Here is a 17903-nt window from a genome sequence, read left to right as displayed (position 1 = left end):
TTTGGAAGTGGGAAGTTAAAAGTACGTGGCAAACTGAGGGTTTTGACCGATGACGGATGACGGATGTGAGGATGGTAGAAAGAATAACAAGTATTTTGAAGTGAGAAGTTGGAGGTGAGAATTTGGAAGTAAAAAAAAACGGAAGGCAGAAGTATGGAATTTTTCCGTCTTCTGTCTTCCGTCTTTTTAAAGCAATAATTTCTGATGAAGAATGACGGATGTTATATAATTTCATCGGTCATCGGACATCGGACACTTTTACAACTTCCTCACCCAAATATTCCTGTAACTCACCAAATCCCCATGGTCTTGGAGTTCAAGTGGCATTTCAGTAGCATGGGCTTTATAATTCGGGATTCCGATATATTCGGTTGGACCTTTGATTTCTACATTATTCTGTACCAAAATCCCATTGTGAAGCACAGTCACTCTTGCAGGAGTGACCAACATGCCATCTGCATTAAACTTTGGAGCGGTAAAAATCACATCATAACTGTTCCACTCTCCCGGAGCTTTCATCGCATTGACCAAAGGAGGGTGTTGTTTGTAGATACTTCCTGCCTGACCGTTGGAATATGTCCTGCTTTCATACGAATCCAACACTTGCAATTCGTACAAAGACATTAAGAATATTCCGGAATTTCCTCTACCCTGACCTTCCCCTTTGATGACTGTTGGGGCAGACCATTCGATGTGAAGTTGCATGTCACCGAAACCTTGCTTGGTTTTGATCCCACCTGTTTTAGGAACTACGGTAAATGCCCCGTTTTCAACTTTCCATTGTGGGGCACTCCCATCCTTTGCACTGACAAAGTTGTCAAGGTTCTTGCCATCAAAGATGACAATCGCATCGGAAGGGGCTTGTCCCATTTGCGCAGCCGCAGTAACTTTACGGGGAACAGGTTCCCAAAATTCAGTAGCTTCCGGTGGAAGTTTGATGTCTTTTTGTTGGGCAATAAGAGGCATAGAAGCCATCAGGGCAATCATTGTCAATGAGGCTTGAAAAAGCTTTTTCATAGGTTATTTGGTTTTATTGTTGTTTTTGGTTTTGAAGGATTCAATTTGAAATTCGATCATTGAATTCTAGGTCACAAATTAGGCCAATTCGCAAGCTTTCAAAAGCCGTTGATGGATTTTTGGTTTTGCTTGTGCTAGCTTACAGGTAATTTCCTCCAAATTTAAATCTATGCGAAAGAAACTTCTACTGATTACTTTGCTCTTGCTCCACATATATTCTGCAAAAGCCCAAAAGGAATACTATTTTCCCGGAGAAACTTTCTCCAATGACATTCCAAGTCCCTACTCTTACTTGGGTTACCACGTAGGTGAATGGCATACCCGATACGACCGTCTTGTGGGATATTTTCAGTTGTTGGCTGACAAATCTGACATGGCCGAGCTTCACACCATCGGCTATACAAATCAGCTGAGGCCTTTGGTCGTCCTTGTGATCAGCAATAAAGAAAACATTTCCAACTTAGAATCTATCCGGACTAACCATTTGAAATTGGTAGATCCTACCTTGCCTATGCCTGATGTCAGTGGCATGCCCGCCATCGTCAACCTCGCCTACAGCGTCCACGGCAACGAACCTTCCGGTGGAGAAGCTTCCATCCTGACAGCTTATTGGCTTTTGGCTTCGCAAAGTGACCTTGCCAAAGAAATCAGAAACAATGCCGTGGTCATGATCGATCCCGCGATCAATCCTGACGGAAGGGACAGACACACCAATTGGGCAAACATGCACAAAGGAACTCCGCCTGTTGCAGATCCTCTGGACAGAGAACACAATGAAATATGGCCATCAGGTCGCGTTAACCACTATTGGTTTGACCTGAACAGGGATTGGTTGCCTTTGGCACAGGTTGAATTACAAACCAAAATCGCTTGGTACCATACTTGGTATCCGAATGTGGTGGGAGATTTTCACGAAATGGGAACCAATGCCACCTACTTCTTCGAGCCTACCAAACCTTTTGGCAGTGAAAACCCAGTAATCCCAAGAAAAAACTATGATGAAATCAACAACAAATTTGCGGGCTATTTTGCCAAGGCTTTGGATGATATCGGCAGTTTGTATTGGACCAAGGAAGTTTTTGACAACAGCTATCCCGGATATGGATCTACCTATCCGGATATTCAGGGAGGATTGGGATTGGTATTTGAGCAGGCGAGTTCACGAGGTCATATCCAAAGCTCACAGCGCGGAGATATCACTTTTCAATTTACGATCAGGAACCAACTCAAAACTTCCATCGCGACCATGGAAGCAGGGGTCAAGGAAAGAGAATACATGCACAAATACCTGCGTGAATATTTCCAGACTGCCATCACTGAAGCAGGTAAAGACAAAGCCAAAGGGTATGTTTTTGGAGATGAGTCAGATGATTCCCGAAACAGACTTTTCTTAAAGTTATTATTGGATCATAAGATTAAAGTATTTGAAAATGAAAAAGATATAACTTCAGAAGGAAAGTCATTTAAGAAAGGAAAATCCTGGATTGTTCCTACTTCCCAACCACAATACAGGATGGTAAGATCCATGTTTGAAAAGGTGATAACATTTTCCGATTCGGTATTTTATGACGCTTCCTCCTGGACCATGGCATTGGCTTATGGCATGCCATACGCGACACAAACAATAGCGAGCGGAAAGGAGATCAAGGAACTTCCAAGCCAAACCTTGACCTTCCCTACTGACGGGAAATATGTCGCTTATATGGTGGATTGGTCTGATTATTTTGCTGCCAAATTCCTGAATCAAATCCAAAACGCAGGAGTACATGTTGAAGTCACTGCACAGCCTTTTTCTTCCAATACCGATCAGGGTTCAAAGGAATTCCCCTCAGGTTCATTGGTCATTCCAACCGCTTTCCAAAAACTTTCTCCCGATGATTTGAGAAAAGCATTGAAACAAGCGGCTGATTTGGCCGGCCAAAATGTATTTGCAAGTACGACAGGATTTAGCCTCAAAGGGATTGACTTGGGTAGCGGCAGTATCTCAGCCATCCAAAAACCAAAAGTTCTAATGCTTGTCGGTCAAGGAACGTCCCAATATGAAGCCGGTGAAATATGGCACCTCATGGATACCAAAGTAGGAATGCCAATGACAAAAGTAGATTTGGGATTGTTCGGCAGGGTGAATCTGTTTGACTACACCACATTGATTCTTACCTCAGGAAATTATTCTAGCCTTTCAGCACCACAAGTCGCCCATTTGAAAGATTGGCTTTCAAGAGGGGGAACGGTTATTTCCATGCGAACAGCGAGTCAATGGCTCCAAAATCAGGGAATTGTTCAGGAAGAAATTGTAACTGTAGAAGAAGCAAAAGGTCCTGAATCCGTTCCATTTGCAGATTCAAGGAACTTATCGGGAGCCCAGGAAATCGGCGGAAGTATTTATTTGGGAAAATTGGATACTACCCATCCATTGGGATTTGGGTACAAAAATTCAGAAATTCCTGTCTATAGAAATACAACCCTTTTCTTCAAACCTTCCAAAAACAAGTCTCAAACTCCGGTCAGGTATACTGCGAATCCATTGCTTGGAGGATATGTTTCTTCTGCAAACCTTGAAAAAATCAAGCAAAGCGCAAGTGTGTTGGTTTCGCCAGTCGGTCAGGGAAGGGTAATCCACTTTATAGACAACCCCAACTTCCGGGGAACATGGTTTGGGACAAACAAGCTGTTTTTCAATGCCATCTTCTTTGGGGATAAGATTTAAGGTAGTTATTGGATTCTTTGCCAGTAACCACATATTCTACTTTAAACAGACGGAAGTCGGAAGTCCGATGTACCGGACATTTCGGGCTTATGCCATGATTTAATCAAGGATATCGATTAACAGGCATAATGGCATTTACATAAAATTTAAAGAAAAGGTGAAAAGGCAAAAGTGAGATTTCTTCTTGCTTTTGCCCTTTTTATTTCCGTTTCACAAGGTTTGAATCTGATTTAATTTTGGTTTTTTTTGATATTGGAAATTTTAAAGGTCTTGTTGTGTAATGGCCTATCAGGCAGCTATTTTTGATTTTTATTCTATAACTTAAAGCCTACTAAATCAGGTTATTTATATACAATTTATACTTAAATTTGGCGTTGTTTGAACAAGAATGGTCGCCATGAAAAATATTTTATACGCACTTCTTTCTATTTTGATATTGTCTTCTTGCGAAAAAGAAGACCCAAACAGTCCAGATAAGATCCTTAATGGTACTTGGGAAAAAATCGAAATTGTCACCCCTCATCTTGGAACAAAGCTTTCCAAAGATGAAATAGGGTACAGTGAGGAATATGAATTTTTCAGAAATGGCACTTTTACGAAATTTAATTCCAAAATAGGAGTCACTTTTTCAGGAAGTTTTAAGTTTGAAGCTCCGGCGGAAAATCAGGTAGACGAAATCCGTACTTATATCAATCTGTATTTTCCTCTATCCTATTCACAAACACAAGATTTAGCCGAGAAGGTTCCTTGTTGGACTTGTGTTAACCTGGGACCGTATTTTTATGGTTGGGGTCCTACAGAAAGAATGATCCTTTACAGCGACAATCGTTTGGTCAATCTTGGTCCATGTTGTTTTAATGATTTGTCCTATTTCAATTACAGTAAGAAAAAGTAAAGACAATATTGCATTCACTTTACCTTTTATGAGTATCCGCAATGTTAGACGTTGGGCTTCATAAGACTTTATCGGATGCGGATACACGTCCACTGACGACAGTCCACTGTCCACAGAACCGCTAATCGTAACCCAACCATTATTTAGTTTGGCAACGTGCATTAAAGCGGATACACATATTACCTTTTTATTTTTGCTTTCATTTTTTCCCCTTCTCCATAAAAAATCACCAAATTTGGAACAAATTCAAATTCAGTGTCAAAGTCAATCCTCCTCCTTACTCCTCCATTTACCCAACTCAATACCCCCTACCCGGCGACTGCCTATATCAAAGGGTATTTGAATACGTTGGGAAAAACGGCATTTCAAAGTGACTTGGGCATCAAAGTAATTCTGAGAATTTTTTCAAAAGAAGGTTTAATCAAAGTATTTCAATCTATTGAAAATAAAGGAGTTAAAAACTATTCCAATAACATCCAAAGGATTGTCAAATTACAGAATGACTACCTGTATACCATTGATCCAGTCATCCGATTTCTACAGTTTGACAATCCCACTTTGGCCTATAATATCTGTGATGGCGACTTCCTGCCACAGGCCTCCCGCTTTGACCAATTGGATGATTTGGATTGGGCATTTGGGACGATGGGCATCCAAGACAAAGCAAGGCATTTCGCCACTTTGTACTTAGAGGATATCGGAGATTTGATCAGCGAAGCCTTGGATCCGCACTTTGGTTTCAGTCGGTATGCCGAGCGTTTGGGAAGGTCTGCGACTTCATTTGATGCTTTGAATGAGGCATTGGAAGGTCCCGAATCTTTTACCGATCAGTTTTTATTGGAGGAATTGGAAAAACTGATCCAAGAAACCGATCCTTATTTTGTCTGTCTTTCGGTTCCTTTCCCCGGAAATCTTTATGGCGCCCTGCGTTGTGGCAAATACATCAAAGCCCATTATCCCCATATCAAGGTTGCTATGGGTGGCGGCTATCCCAATACTGAACTCCGGTCAATCAATGAACCGAGAGTGTTTAACTTTGTGGATTTTATCACTTTGGATGATGGAGAAAGGCCTCTCACTTGCCTTTTGGAGCATTTGGAGGGAGCAAGAAGCCTGGACCAACTCAAAAGAACCTTTGCCTTGGTCGATGGAAAAGTCAGCTACCTCAATGGCGCTAAGAATACCGACATCCCCTTTAGCCAAACAGGGACGCCTGATTATTCGGGATTGCCTCTGAACAAATACCTATCCGTCATCGAGATTGCAAATCCCATGCACCGCCTTTGGTCGGATGGCCGGTGGAACAAGCTGACGATGGCACATGGCTGCTATTGGAAAAAATGTTCTTTCTGCGATGTGACCTTGGATTATATCAAAAATTACGAGCCTATCAGTGCCACTATCATCTGTGACCGGATTGAGGAATTGATTGCACAGACAGGTGAAACAGGCTTTCACTTTGTGGATGAAGCTGCCCCTCCTGCCCTGATGCGTGAATTGGCGATCGAAATCCTGAAGAGAAATCTAAAAATCACGTGGTGGACCAATATCCGTTTTGAGGAAAGATTTACTTATGACTTGTGCAGGTTGCTGAAGGCCTCAGGGTGTATTGCTGTTTCCGGCGGTTTGGAAGTGGCCTCAGACAGGTTGCTGCAGATGATGCAAAAAGGTGTCACAGTCTCCCAAGTTGCCCGAGTGGCAAGGAATTTCACAGAATCCGGTGTGATGGTTCACGCTTACCTGATGTATGGTTTTCCGACGCAGACTGCCCAAGAGACCGTTGACAGCTTGGAGATGGTCAGGCAACTCTTTATGAATAATATCCTGCAATCCGGATTTTGGCATTTGTTTGCGATGACTTCCCATGCACCAATAGGTATTGATCCGGGCGCATTTAAGGTGGTCCGTACCGGACCTGAAAAAGGCCTTTTTGCGGATAACGACCTGAGTCATGAGGATCCAATTGGGGCTGACCATGAACTGTTCAGTGAAGGCCTCAAAAAAGCCCTATTCAATTACATGCACGGGATTTGTTTTGATTTTCCCCTGCAGGAATGGTTTGGTTTCAAAATCCCAAAAACATCCGTTTCCCCCAATTTTATCCACAATGCCATTCAGATCGAAACAGGCAATATCCTGAAACCCAATGCCAAATTGATTTGGTTGGGTAATGAACCTGAACTGGAAAGAACGGCTTTTGTGAAAAAAGGCAAGAAGACAGAATTGTGGCCTTTGGTGATCGAAAACAAAAATGGAACTGAAGAAATTCTGGTAAGGCAAGAAGAAGGAGAATGGCTGGAAACAATCCTTCGGGAGATCACACCCAAACTTGGGAAAAAAGAGATGACCTTTTCGGAGTTTGAAGAAAAGTATACGGAGGCAAACTTGGGAGATTTTGACCGCTTTTTAGGTTCCAAGGTTTGGAGGTCGCTGTTGGAGTATGGATTGGTGTTGGTTTGAGTTGAAAAACTTTTGAAACAAGTATAAAATAAAAAGAAAAACCCGGCCTAAAAGACCGGGTTTTCATTCACTTTAACCACTAACAACCATAAAACAAGCTCTTCATGCATACTCTCATATGCAATCCGAAAGATGAAAAACATCAATTTGTTGTAGTCGATACGGGAATCGAACCCGTGTTTTATCCGTGAAAGGGATACGTCCTAACCCCTAGACGAATCGACCATGAAGTCAAAAAGAAAACACTGGATTTTTCCAGTGTTTTGGTAGTCGATACGGGAATCGAACCCGTGTTTTATCCGTGAAAGGGATACGTCCTAACCCCTAGACGAATCGACCATTTTTGTGGGTTTTGACCTCTTTTTTGAAAGGTGTTGCAAATATAGCGGCTTTAAATAAGAATGCAAAACAAGACAAAAAAATATTTGGTTTTGGTAGTCAAAACATTGATAATTAACCTGAAAATTTATTGGCAAGCTTTGCATGCAAATCCTTACTTTCGCCTTTGATTTAAAGTATCATTAAGCTGACATGAAAAAAATAAGAGTGGCCATCAATGGTTTTGGCCGGATTGGAAGGTTGACTTTCAAGCTTTTGCTTGAAAAGCAAAACGTCGAACTCGTTGCGGTCAATGACCTTTCGGACCCCAAAACCCTAGCTCACCTGCTCCAATATGATTCCGTTCATGGCAAATACCCTTTTGCTGTCAAAGCCGTGGATGGCAATATCGAAGTAAAAGGAAAAACCATCCATATATTTGCTGAAAGGAATCCTGAAAATATTCCTTGGGGTGATCTGGACATTGATATCGTATTGGAATCCACAGGTAAATTCACCGAAAAATCCCACGCAGAAAGCCACATCAAAGCCGGCGCAAAAAAAGTAATCATCACTGCCCCCTCACCCTCCAAAGATGTCCCCACGATTGTCCTTGGGGTCAATGAACATATTTTGACCGGACAGGAAAACATCATTTCGAATGCTTCCTGCACCACCAATTGCCTCGCTCCTATGGTGAAAGTTTTGGAAGATAATTTTGGCATTGAAAAGGGATTTGTGTCTACTGTGCATTCCTATACCAATGACCAAAACCTACATGATGCCCCACATCGGGATTTGAGAAGGGCGCGGGCAGCGGCTTATTCCATCATTCCCACCACTACCAATGCGGCAAAGGCTATGGAGCTTGTTTTGCCGGCTTTAAAAGGAAAAATAGATGCCTCTGCAATGCGGGTACCTGTTCCTGATGGGTCACTGACGGATTTGGTGGTTTTGTTACAAAAAGAAACCACAACAGAGGAATTGAATGCAGTCTTCAAAAGAGAATCTGAAGGGTATATGAAAGGAATCATTGAATATGAAGATGCTCCAATCGTGTCCATCGATATTATAGGCAATCCACATTCCTGCATTTTTGATTCCGCATTGACCTCAGCTAAAGGTAATCTTATAAAAATTGTAGGTTGGTATGACAATGAAGCCGGTTATTCCAACAGATTGGTTGATTTGGTTCAAAAAATAGGGTGATATTTCAATCACCCTTCTCCAAATGGGTCCCAACATGGTCAATGGCATTTTGAACAGCATCGAGGAATTGTTCTAAGTGATGTAAAAAGTCTTGATTGAAACCTTTTTCGACAATTATTTCCTTTCCCTCCTGGATGATTCCACCCAAAATGTCAATTTCAAATAAAGTAAGGGCGGGTTTTACTTTGTGCCGAATTTGGGAAATGATCTCCAAATCCTGAGACTCAGCACCCTCGAGGTACTTTACCTTCAATTCTGAAAGAGAATTGTACAATGCATTTATCAGCTCCGCTTTGAATTCAGCATCGCCTTCTGACATTTCTTCGATTTTGTCAAAGTTGACCGGGAGGTGGTTTTCGAGCATTATTATTTTGATTGGTTAGCACTTGATCCAGCTAAATAACCAGTACTCCAAGCGGCCTGAAAATTGAATCCGCCTGTAATCCCGTCTATATTTAGTACTTCTCCTGCGAAAAACAAACCATTTACTAATTTGCTTTCCATTGTTTCCGGGTTGACTTCATCCAACACAACTCCTCCTGCTGTCACAAATTCTTCTTTGAATGTTGTCTTTCCCTCAACAGCAACAATATAACAAAAAAGATTTTGAACCAATTTATTGAACTGCTTTTTTGGCAAATTCTGCCAAAGAATGTCTGCTCCTATTTCGGACCTTTCACAGAGATGCTCCCAAAGCCTAGATGCCAGTCCAAAAAATGGATTGGTGGTGACTTTCTTTTTGGGGTGGCTGTTTTGGAAAGAAGTAAGCTGTTGGATAAGCCATTCCTCCGTCCAATCATTTCCCCATCGGATATGGGCTTTGGCATTGTATCGTTGGTCAAAAAGCCATTTGGCCCCAAATGCAGAAAGTTTAAGCACTGCCGGTCCGCTTAGTCCCCAATGGGTAATCAATAATGGTCCTCTGTAGGCCATTTTCGTACCCTCAAGTCTGACATACGCATCAGGAACAGATATTCCCATCAGCTTGGTGATCGGCTCTTGTGGGGTATTGAAAGTGAACAAAGAAGGAATCGGAGGTTCGATCGTATGTTTGAAATTGGAAAGAAATTTAAATCCATCTTCCTTGGAGCTTCCACCTGTGCAGACTACAATCCGGTCAAATTCCAAAAACCTGTCTCCTGAATATAGTTTAAATCCTGTGTCAGTTTTCGAAATTGTCTTTACAGCAAAATTAAGCAGAACTTTGATATTAGATTGATTGGCAGTAGACTGCAATGTATCCACAATAGATTGAGAGTCATCCGAAACAGGAAACATCCGGCCATCGGCCTCCGTTTTCAATGCCACTCCCCGGGATTCAAACCAATGAATGGTATCTTTGACGGCAAAATGACTGAATACTTTTTTAAGGAATTTTTCTCCTCTAGGGTAATTTTTGGAAAGTGTGGAAATCGCATGGGCAGCATGGGTGACATTGCATCTGCCACCGCCTGATATCTTCACTTTGGCGAGGGGTTTGGATGTCTTTTCGATGATCGTTACCTCTGCACCATTTTGGGCGGCATATATGGCTGCAAAATATCCTGCTGCACCTGCCCCAATAACTCCGATTTTTAACTTACCCACATTATCTCTTTTTACTTCCTGAGAAAGACCCTAATATTCCCCTGGTCAATTCCCTGAAGATACTTCTTCCAATTTGTCTTACCATGGTGTTTTTGCTCAGTTCTTCGATGAAGGAAGTTTCTTGGACAGGCTTTCCTTTTGCTTTGGAACTTGGGATTTGTTGGTTTTTGACAGCTTCGGCAGCAGCCTCTGCCCTACTGATTTTTTGATCCAATAGTTCAAAGGCACTTTCCCTATCAATTTCTATATTGTATTTTCTCACTAGCGAGGAAGCACTAACCAAGCTGTCAATTTCTCCATCAGTCAATATATCCATCCTAGATACCGGTGCCCTTAGAAGTGTGTGTGCCAAAGGCGTAGGAATTCCTTTTTCATTCAACACCGTTACCAAAGCCTCTCCAATCCCCATGGATGTCAATACCTCATCTGTTTTATAAAAGGTGGAAATGGGATAATTTTCAGCCGTTTTTGATATTGCCTTTCTATCTTTCGCAGTGAAAGCCCTCAATGAATGTTGGATCTTTAAACCCAACTGTCCCAATACGTTATCCGGAACATCTGTAGGTGTCTGTGTACAGAAAAATATCCCTACCCCCTTTGACCTGATCAACTTCACGATGGCTTCAATCTTTTCGATCAAGTCCTTGGAAGCGGTAGAAAAAACCAAATGGGCTTCATCTATAAAGAGACACAATTTTGGTTTGTCGGCATCCCCCTGTTCCGGAAATGTCTCATATATCTCCGACAACAAGCTCAGCATAAAGGTCGAAAATAGCTTGGGCTTATTTTGAATATCGGTCAAGCGGATGATCGAAACCACCCCTTTGCCATCTACTGTTCTCACAAAATCCTGCACATCGAAGGATGGTTCTCCAAAGAAGTTTTCTGCTCCCTGCTGCTCCAACTCAATGATTTTCCTCATGATTGTGTTGACAGTGGCAGAGGAAACAGCTCCAAATTCTTTAGCAATCTCTTCTTTGCCCTCGTTGATCACATATTGGAGTACTTTCTTAAGGTCCTTCAGGTCCAATAAAGGCAAATGATGGGTGTCACAATACCTAAAAACCAAGGCGATTACTCCCCTTTGGGTATCATTCAATTCCATAATCTGGGAAATCAGTACAGGTCCAAATTCTGAAACAGTAGCTTTGAGCTTTACCCCTTTTTCGTGGCTGATGGACATCAATTCGACAGGCAGTCCTGCAGCCTGGTATTCCACCCCGATCAGACTACTTCTTTTTTCAATATGGGAATTCAAACTTCCCGCCCTCGCTATCCCGGACAAATCACCTTTGAGATCCATCAAAACTGAAGGAACGCCATGGAGTGAAAGCTGTTCTGCAATCACCTGAAGGGTTTTGGTTTTTCCTGTACCCGTAGCACCGGCTATCAGACCGTGCCTATTTAGGGTTTTTAGAGGAATTTTTACCTGGGCATGGGAAATCGGTTCATGATTTAAAATCCCGGTTCCAAGGACTATTGAATCCCCTTTGAATGTATATCCTTGCTCTAGGTGTTGTTTGAAGTCTTCTGATTTACTCATAGTAAAAACTAAAAGGAGTGAATTTTCAGCTAAAATAAAAAAACCTGAATACAAATGGGTGGATTCAGGTTTTTTGTGAAAAGTTTTGGAATTAATGGGTGACTACTGGTTCCATAAGTTTAGCTTGTCCAATAAAATCCTCAATCTGGGATATGGCCGGAACCGCCCTTGTGAGACTTTTTTCTGCATTGGTTTTGGTCAATGCTTTGTGAAGATTCTCCGCATTTCGGGTTCTCAGTTCTTTGACGGTATCCACTCCAGCGGCTTTGAGCAATTCAGCAAACTGGCTTGCGATGCCATTGATTCTGAAAAGATCGGCCATATTGACCCAATCAAGGATGACGCCTTCTCCGATACCGCTTGTTTCGGCTATTTCTTTGCGGCCTTTTTTGGTAGCTCCTTTTTCCAACAGGCCTTCAACTGTACTGATTCCGGCTGCTGCCAGTTTTTCTTTGTTTGCTGGACCGATTCCTTCGATCATGGTGATGGTTTTTGCCATAAAATTTTAATATTTAAGTAAAAGAAATTATTTGAATAAATTTCCTAGTCCTCCCTTCAAAAATCCACCTGCTTTTCCCAAAAGTGAATCTCCCAGGCCCCCTCCAAGCATTTTGGTAAAGTCAGAGATATCCAAGTTGCCTTCTTTGTAATCGGAAATAGCCTTGATGATGACAGGAAGGACCACCGTGCTGATCTTGCCGGCTATCTCCGGTGAAACGCCCATTTTAGAAATGAGATCCTTGTCCAATCCACCGAGGAGCTTTTGAAATATTGGTGATTGATTGGCAGATGCACCCATATTCACCATATTCAAGATCCCGTCAAGGTTTCCTGAAATGGCTTCTTGGCCAATTGAGGAAACCAAACTGTCCTTTGACAAGTCCAAAGCCTGCTTGGCTTGGTCCGGGTCAAGACCTACTTTTTCCTTCAATCCCGACATAAGTTGGGTGGATACTTGCCCTATTATTTCCTGTAGCATAGTGTAAATGGTTACTTATTATAAAACAAATTAATAAATAAACGGTTTCCGTGGTTTTTTAAAAGAGTTTATTTTTAGATCAGTCTCACACATTTTTACCATTGTTTTGTTGATTAAAGGTATTTACTTTGTTCCAAATAATTTACCAAATTCCCATATTTGAAGATGATTTTGATTAAGCTAGGTAATACAAATTCAATTCTGCGATTCATATTTTTAGGACTGTTCCTCCTTTCACATATTTCACCGGCCATCTCCCAAGTCAAACCAAGTTTGGGTGGATCCAATAGATTGATGAACAGTGCATTGGCAGAAATGGAAAAGGGAGATTTTGAAAGAGCCAATGCTTATTTCAGGCAGATTATTGAAAACAACCTTTCGATTCCTCCTGAAATGCCATATTTCTTTGCTGAAACCCTATTTCAGCTTGGCCAATTTGACAACAGTCTTAATTTTTTGAATAAATACCTCGAAATCAATGGCTACAAAGGGGATAATTATGAGTCTGCAAAGTCTTTGGAGAAAAAGCTTAAGTCCAACATGGCAAGTATCTTCAATTGCAAACTGTGCGACAACAGAGGCTACCGCTACCTGAATTGTCCCACCTGTGAAGGCGAAAGACAAATAGAGCAGGCATGTATGTATTGCAAAGCAAGGGGTATGGTTGGCTGTACCAAATGCAGGGGTTCGGGGTTGGTGACCAAGAAAAATATATTCAATATCCTTGAATACTATGAATGTGATAAATGCTCTGGAGACGGAAAACATACCTGTCCCAAGTGTATGGGAAATTTAAAAGAATTGAGTGATTGTAGGACTTGCAGGGGTCAGGGCAGGTTATTGTCTGAGGAGATTTGTGACCATAAACAGGGCTCCCATCCAAGGCATTTTTCGACTGGATTTGAAAAGTTAAAGGAAATGAGTCATTAAAGAATGGTTAATTGGCTAGGGGTTATTTGGTTAGGGGTTAATTGGTTATTTGTTTTTAGGTCCCTGAGCTTGTCGAAGGGTTGGTTAGGAGTTATTGGGTTAAAAGTTAATTGGTTAGGGGTTAATTGGTTTGGGATAATGGGTTACCTTTAATTTATGTCCCTTTAGGGACAAAATATTGCTAGAAGGAATTTGATTTAAGTGGATTTAAGTGCCTTTAGGTACGAAATATATCTAAGCCAAATCCCAATTAATTCAAGAATCACTAAACAATTCCTTCTTCTTTGTCTGCTTGAATTTTTTGTAATTGCCTCAAAAACAAAAAGCCTGAGATTGACCTCAGGCTTTTTGTTTTTATTTTGGTTCGATAACTCTACTTACAATATTTATCAGAAGCAGCCTGAGCATCTTTATAGTTCAGTTTCAGGGAAATTTTAATGTCTTCACACCCTTGTTTTTTCTTGTCCGTGGCGAACTTTAACATACCCCGGTAATAGTAAGCCTGCCCAAAATCTTTATCCATTTTGATAGCAGTACTGTATTCTATCATGGCTTCCCCTGTGTTTCCGATTTGATGAAGTGCTCTTCCTTTGAGGAAAAAAGCCATTGCAGGTGCCCCAACCACCTGCACAGCATAATCCGCAAACAACAAAGCTGAATTGTGGTTTTTTTGCTTTTGGTAGATATTGGAAAGACTCATCATCACCTGGGTATTTTTATTGTCAATGGCAAAAGCAGCTAGAAAATCCTCTTCTGCTTTTTTAAACTGCCCAAGTTCTTCATAAGCCCTTCCTCTATTATACAAACCCTTCAAATACTTAGGATTGTTTTTCAGAACCTTATTGTATTCATCGATCGCCTCTTGGTATTTTTCTTGACCAAATAAACTATCTCCTTTGTGGGAAATGTTTTCCGAACAAGATGACAATGACAGGATGCCTATAAGGATGGCAAAAACCCAATACTTAACTTTCATTTTAAAACTGTAATATTAAACGGCTACATTATTTTCTCTTAATGCATCGTTGAGGGAGGTTTTCAAGTCAGTTGAAGCTTTTCTTTGACCAATAATCAAAGCGCATGGAACCTGAAAATCACCTGCAGGAAATTTCTTTGTCAAGGTCCCCGGAATTACCACAGATCTTGGCGGAACATATCCTTTGTATTCTTTTGGTTCAGAGCCTGTGACATCAATGATTTTTGAACTTGCGGTAAGGGTTACCCCTGCCCCGATCACTGCTTCTTTCCCGATTCTTACTCCTTCAACGATGATTGCTCTTGAGCCAATAAAAGCGCCATCTTCCACGATAACAGGGGCCGCCTGAACAGGTTCTAAAACCCCTCCTATACCGACACCGCCACTGAGGTGGACATTTTTACCTATTTGGGCACAAGAACCAACAGTTGCCCAAGTATCAACCATCGTGCCACTATCGACATAGGCCCCAATATTCACGTAGGAAGGCATCATAATGACCCCGCTAGCCAAAAAGGCTCCATACCTCGCTACAGCATGTGGAACTACCCTCACACCTTGTTTGGCATAGTTGGTTTTCAAAGCCATTTTATCATGGAATTCAAAAGGACCGACTTCGATAGTATGCATCTTTTGGATGGGGAAATAGAGAATCACTGCTTTTTTTACCCAATCATTTACCTGCCAACTCCCGTCTTCCAAAGGCTCAGCAACCCGGATACCCCCACTGTCAAGTTCGGATATGACAGTTTTGATGGCGATTTCAACCTCCTTTTCTTTTAACAATTCCCTGTTTTCCCAGGCCTTTTCAATGATCGACTTTAATAATTCCATATTTTTGATTTCTGTCTTCAAAATTTTTACCATTCCATGCATCAAATTCCTATTGTAATTGCATCCGTCCTCAAACCACTCAAGGATCCACGGGCATATTATAGGTTCGGCATTTCGATGCGTGAAACAAATAAATACCTTATTAACATCATAGGATTTTCTTTAAAAAAAGAATCCGATGAAAAAAACATAAAATTCCACGCTATTTTTAGTAAAAACAGAAATCACTTTTCTAGATTATTTGCGGGTTGGAGGTTTTTCAAGAGGATCAATAAAATCAAGCCCAAAATGGTCATTATTACCACTTTTGAGCTTTTGCCTGCTGCTCTTCTAGCCAAATGTTTATTGAGATTTACCTTGGTATATGACCTGCAGGAAAACCATGTCCTGAACCTCAGTCAGAACAAAACAATGTCAGGTTGGAAAAAAAAGTTAGCCATTTCCTTCGTTTCTTTTGTTGAATCCTGTTCAAAACCCTTTATTGACCATTATTTTTTTGCCGAGGAAGTATATCAGATAGAGTTCCCAAAGATTAAAAACCATACCCTCCTCCCCAACAAGTACTACGGACCTGCAAGAGATATCAATTCTTTTACTCTTTCTTCAGGACAAAACCTTAGGTTTTTGATATCAGGAACATTGACGGAAGTCTATGGCATATTGGAAGGGATAGAATGGTTTAAATCCATTCATTTCTATTATCCACAAGCCACATTGACAGTTATCGGACACGTCCCGATGCCTGTATTTTATCAAAAACTTAAGGAAGCAACGGCTGACCAAAGTTCAATACGTTTCCAGGGATCAGAAAATCCCATTCTTTACACAGCGGTATTAATGGCTTATGCGGAGTCTGATATTGTACTGCTTCCCTACCATCAAAAACCGAGTATCAGTTCCAAAATCCCGAGCAAGATGTACGAGAGCATTGCTTTGGGAAAACCGTGTCTGTTTCAGATCAATTCAAAATGGGAAAAGATTTGTTCGGTTTATCCCTCAGGACAAGGAATTGATTTTACAGACTTGACCCATTCCGGACAGCAGCTAGAGGCCTTTTTAAACACCCCATTTTTTGTCCAAAAACCAGGTGAAGAAGTGTTGTGGATAAGTGATGAGGACAGCTTTTTAGAGGTAATCGAGAGATTGACAATTCGTCCTTAGTACTTTTTATGAATCATTTTTGAATAGGCTAATTCTGAATGATTTAGACTGAATTCCAACACGTAAATCCCAATCAAAAAAATATTTATTCAGCAAAACTTGTTTTGCTCCCTTCCCAAAAACTTTCATTCAAATTCACTTTTTCGCTTAGTATTTCAAAAAGTTATCCACTTTCCACCCATTTTGGAAACCCAGTATACCATAAAGGAAACTCCTAAATCAAATGGAATCATGCGGTAAAAACCGAATTTATTTAATATCAATCAATTGTTTTTCAATGAGTTATTGCATTTTTATAACTTGTCTAATATTATTTTTAGACAGCCCTAAATCAATTATCACAGTATCCAAAGACTTATCCACAGTCGATTTAGTCTCTCTGAAACTATTTTTAAGGTCAGTCTAAATCTCTATCTTTGCACTTAAACCAACGAATTATGATTACCCTCACCCCTGCTGAAGAGAATTATTTGAAAGCCATCTACCACCTATCGGAAGGCGGCAAAAAAGGCGTATCGACCAATGATGTGTCGGCTGAAATGAAAACCAAGCCCGCCTCTGTTTCGGACATGCTGCGGAAGTTGGGCGAAAAAGAAGTAATCGAATACCGCAAATACTATGGGCTTCACATTACGGAAGAAGGAAAAAAATTGGCGCTCCAAACTATCCGGAAGCACCGCCTTTGGGAAGTGTTTTTGGTCGAGAAATTAAAATTCTCCTGGGATGAAGTTCATGAGGTTGCCGATGAATTGTCCCATGTCAAATCAAGAGTTCTGACCCAAAGGCTAGATGAATATCTGGGTTTCCCAAAATTCGATCCACACGGAGACCCTATCCCCGATGAGTACGGTGACATCCGAGCTAGACCACGGCAATTGCTCAATGAGCTTGACTTAGGTTCAACAGGTCAGATCGTAGCCGTCAAAGACAGCAGTCCGGCATTCCTCCGATACCTTGATAAAGTTGGTGCCTATATCGGTGCTAGGATCAAAGTGATGGACAAGACAGAATTTGACGGTTCTGTCGAAATCTTGGTTGACAATAAAAAGTCAATCTTCATGTCGAAGGATGTAGCAGGGAATATATTGGTGATGGTGTAAAGGAGGGTTGAATGTTGTAGTTGTTGTAATTGTTATAGTTGTTGTAATTGTTGTCTGCTGCGCGTTGTCGGGGTGTCTGCTCCGCGTTGTCAGGTTGTCGAATCCGTCATTCTGAGTGAAGCGAAGAATCTCTCTCAGGATTGGGTTGTAATTGTTGTAGTGGTTGTCTGCTTCGTGTTGTCGGGTT

General features: G+C 41.2%; 15 protein-coding genes and 2 tRNA genes. 7 read left to right on the top strand and 10 right to left on the bottom strand.

Annotation, left to right across the window (positions count from 1 at the left end):
• Window positions 1-258: 258 nt before the first annotated feature.
• The gene (locus M3O96_RS21105) at window positions 259-1017 is read right to left on the bottom strand and encodes a 3-keto-disaccharide hydrolase (RefSeq protein WP_249724548.1); all 759 of its coding nucleotides are present in this window, start codon (window positions 1015-1017) and stop codon (window positions 259-261) included.
• A 169-nt stretch (window positions 1018-1186) separates the two neighbouring features.
• Here M3O96_RS21105 and M3O96_RS21100 point away from each other — a divergent pair, with 169 nt between their 5' ends.
• From M3O96_RS21100 to M3O96_RS21090, 3 genes are all read left to right on the top strand, one after another.
• Window positions 1187-3724, top strand: a complete 2538-nt coding sequence (locus tag M3O96_RS21100; RefSeq protein WP_249724544.1) for a M14 family zinc carboxypeptidase — start codon at window positions 1187-1189, stop codon at window positions 3722-3724.
• Window positions 3725-4121: 397 nt separating this feature from the next.
• A complete protein-coding gene (locus M3O96_RS21095) occupies window positions 4122-4619 on the top strand; it encodes a hypothetical protein (RefSeq protein ID WP_249724543.1) in 498 nt (165 codons plus the stop codon).
• Window positions 4620-4874: 255 nt separating this feature from the next.
• On the top strand, window positions 4875-7079 hold the full coding sequence (locus tag M3O96_RS21090; protein WP_249724540.1) for a B12-binding domain-containing radical SAM protein: 2205 nt from the start codon (window positions 4875-4877) through the stop codon (window positions 7077-7079).
• A 153-nt stretch (window positions 7080-7232) separates the two neighbouring features.
• Here the strand turns inward: M3O96_RS21090 and M3O96_RS21085 are convergent.
• Window positions 7233-7304, bottom strand: a tRNA-Glu gene (locus tag M3O96_RS21085).
• A gap of 39 nt (window positions 7305-7343) precedes the next feature.
• Window positions 7344-7418, bottom strand: a tRNA-Glu gene (locus tag M3O96_RS21080).
• A gap of 192 nt (window positions 7419-7610) precedes the next feature.
• On the opposite strand from M3O96_RS21080, the gene gap reads away from it, so the two are divergent.
• Window positions 7611-8606 carry a type I glyceraldehyde-3-phosphate dehydrogenase gene (gap, locus tag M3O96_RS21075; protein WP_249724526.1) on the top strand — a complete coding sequence of 332 codons (996 nt, stop codon included), beginning with the start codon at window positions 7611-7613 and terminating at the stop codon, window positions 8604-8606.
• Between the two features lie 4 nt (window positions 8607-8610).
• Here the strand turns inward: gap and M3O96_RS21070 are convergent, their stop codons facing one another.
• The 5 genes from M3O96_RS21070 to M3O96_RS21050 form a co-directional block, all read right to left on the bottom strand.
• Window positions 8611-8970 carry a hypothetical protein gene (locus M3O96_RS21070; protein WP_249724509.1) on the bottom strand — a complete coding sequence of 120 codons (360 nt, stop codon included), beginning with the start codon at window positions 8968-8970 and terminating at the stop codon, window positions 8611-8613.
• A 2-nt stretch (window positions 8971-8972) separates the two neighbouring features.
• Entirely contained in the window at window positions 8973-10193 is a 1221-nt protein-coding gene (locus M3O96_RS21065) for a BaiN/RdsA family NAD(P)/FAD-dependent oxidoreductase (protein WP_249724506.1), read from the bottom strand.
• Window position 10194: 1 nt separating this feature from the next.
• On the bottom strand, window positions 10195-11736 hold the full coding sequence (locus M3O96_RS21060) for a helicase HerA-like domain-containing protein (RefSeq protein WP_249724505.1): 1542 nt from the start codon (window positions 11734-11736) through the stop codon (window positions 10195-10197).
• Window positions 11737-11827: 91 nt separating this feature from the next.
• Entirely contained in the window at window positions 11828-12235 is a 408-nt protein-coding gene (locus M3O96_RS21055) for a DUF4332 domain-containing protein (protein WP_249724502.1), read from the bottom strand.
• A 27-nt stretch (window positions 12236-12262) separates the two neighbouring features.
• Window positions 12263-12715, bottom strand: coding sequence for a DUF937 domain-containing protein (locus M3O96_RS21050; protein WP_249724500.1), 453 nt, complete (start codon window positions 12713-12715; stop codon window positions 12263-12265).
• Between the two features lie 165 nt (window positions 12716-12880).
• On the opposite strand from M3O96_RS21050, the gene M3O96_RS21045 reads away from it, so the two are divergent.
• A complete protein-coding gene (locus M3O96_RS21045) occupies window positions 12881-13645 on the top strand; it encodes a tetratricopeptide repeat protein (RefSeq protein WP_249724497.1) in 765 nt (254 codons plus the stop codon).
• Window positions 13646-14018: 373 nt separating this feature from the next.
• Here the strand turns inward: M3O96_RS21045 and M3O96_RS21040 are convergent, their stop codons facing one another.
• Together M3O96_RS21040 and M3O96_RS21035 are read right to left on the bottom strand one after the other, a co-directional pair.
• The gene (locus M3O96_RS21040; RefSeq protein WP_249724494.1) at window positions 14019-14621 is read right to left on the bottom strand and encodes a tetratricopeptide repeat protein; all 603 of its coding nucleotides are present in this window, start codon (window positions 14619-14621) and stop codon (window positions 14019-14021) included.
• Window positions 14622-14636: 15 nt separating this feature from the next.
• Window positions 14637-15455, bottom strand: a complete 819-nt coding sequence (locus tag M3O96_RS21035) for a 2,3,4,5-tetrahydropyridine-2,6-dicarboxylate N-succinyltransferase (RefSeq protein ID WP_249724479.1) — start codon at window positions 15453-15455, stop codon at window positions 14637-14639.
• A gap of 36 nt (window positions 15456-15491) precedes the next feature.
• Here M3O96_RS21035 and M3O96_RS21030 point away from each other — a divergent pair, with 36 nt between their 5' ends.
• Window positions 15492-16616: a glycosyltransferase family protein gene (locus M3O96_RS21030; protein ID WP_249724477.1), complete on the top strand. Its 1125-nt coding sequence runs from the start codon at window positions 15492-15494 to the stop codon at window positions 16614-16616.
• Window positions 16617-17053: 437 nt separating this feature from the next.
• Window positions 17054-17716 (top strand): metal-dependent transcriptional regulator, encoded by a 663-nt coding sequence (locus M3O96_RS21025; protein WP_249724474.1) that lies wholly within the window; start codon window positions 17054-17056, stop codon window positions 17714-17716.
• Window positions 17717-17903: the final 187 nt, after the last annotated feature.

Origin of the sequence: Aquiflexum sp. TKW24L (assembly GCF_023502205.1) — a bacterium.
GTDB lineage: Bacteria > Bacteroidota > Bacteroidia > Cytophagales > Cyclobacteriaceae > Cognataquiflexum.
This window is presented reverse-complemented; position numbering and strand designations above follow the sequence as displayed.

What these genes read in the sequence shown, in the direction of transcription:
- M3O96_RS21105 (WP_249724548.1), bottom strand. Translation starts at nt 1,017, where the DNA reads ATGAAAAAGCTTTTTCAAGCCTCATTGACAATGATTGCCCTGATGGCT.
- M3O96_RS21100 (WP_249724544.1), top strand. Translation starts at nt 1,187, where the DNA reads ATGCGAAAGAAACTTCTACTGATTACTTTGCTCTTGCTCCACATATAT.
- M3O96_RS21095 (WP_249724543.1), top strand. Translation starts at nt 4,122, where the DNA reads ATGAAAAATATTTTATACGCACTTCTTTCTATTTTGATATTGTCTTCT.
- gap (WP_249724526.1), top strand. Translation starts at nt 7,611, where the DNA reads ATGAAAAAAATAAGAGTGGCCATCAATGGTTTTGGCCGGATTGGAAGG.
- M3O96_RS21070 (WP_249724509.1), bottom strand. Translation starts at nt 8,970, where the DNA reads ATGCTCGAAAACCACCTCCCGGTCAACTTTGACAAAATCGAAGAAATG.
- M3O96_RS21060 (WP_249724505.1), bottom strand. Translation starts at nt 11,736, where the DNA reads ATGAGTAAATCAGAAGACTTCAAACAACACCTAGAGCAAGGATATACA.
- M3O96_RS21055 (WP_249724502.1), bottom strand. Translation starts at nt 12,235, where the DNA reads ATGGCAAAAACCATCACCATGATCGAAGGAATCGGTCCAGCAAACAAA.
- M3O96_RS21050 (WP_249724500.1), bottom strand. Translation starts at nt 12,715, where the DNA reads ATGCTACAGGAAATAATAGGGCAAGTATCCACCCAACTTATGTCGGGA.
- M3O96_RS21045 (WP_249724497.1), top strand. Translation starts at nt 12,881, where the DNA reads ATGATTTTGATTAAGCTAGGTAATACAAATTCAATTCTGCGATTCATA.
- M3O96_RS21040 (WP_249724494.1), bottom strand. Translation starts at nt 14,621, where the DNA reads ATGAAAGTTAAGTATTGGGTTTTTGCCATCCTTATAGGCATCCTGTCA.
- M3O96_RS21035 (WP_249724479.1), bottom strand. Translation starts at nt 15,455, where the DNA reads ATGGAATTATTAAAGTCGATCATTGAAAAGGCCTGGGAAAACAGGGAA.
- M3O96_RS21030 (WP_249724477.1), top strand. Translation starts at nt 15,492, where the DNA reads ATGCATCAAATTCCTATTGTAATTGCATCCGTCCTCAAACCACTCAAG.
- M3O96_RS21025 (WP_249724474.1), top strand. Translation starts at nt 17,054, where the DNA reads ATGATTACCCTCACCCCTGCTGAAGAGAATTATTTGAAAGCCATCTAC.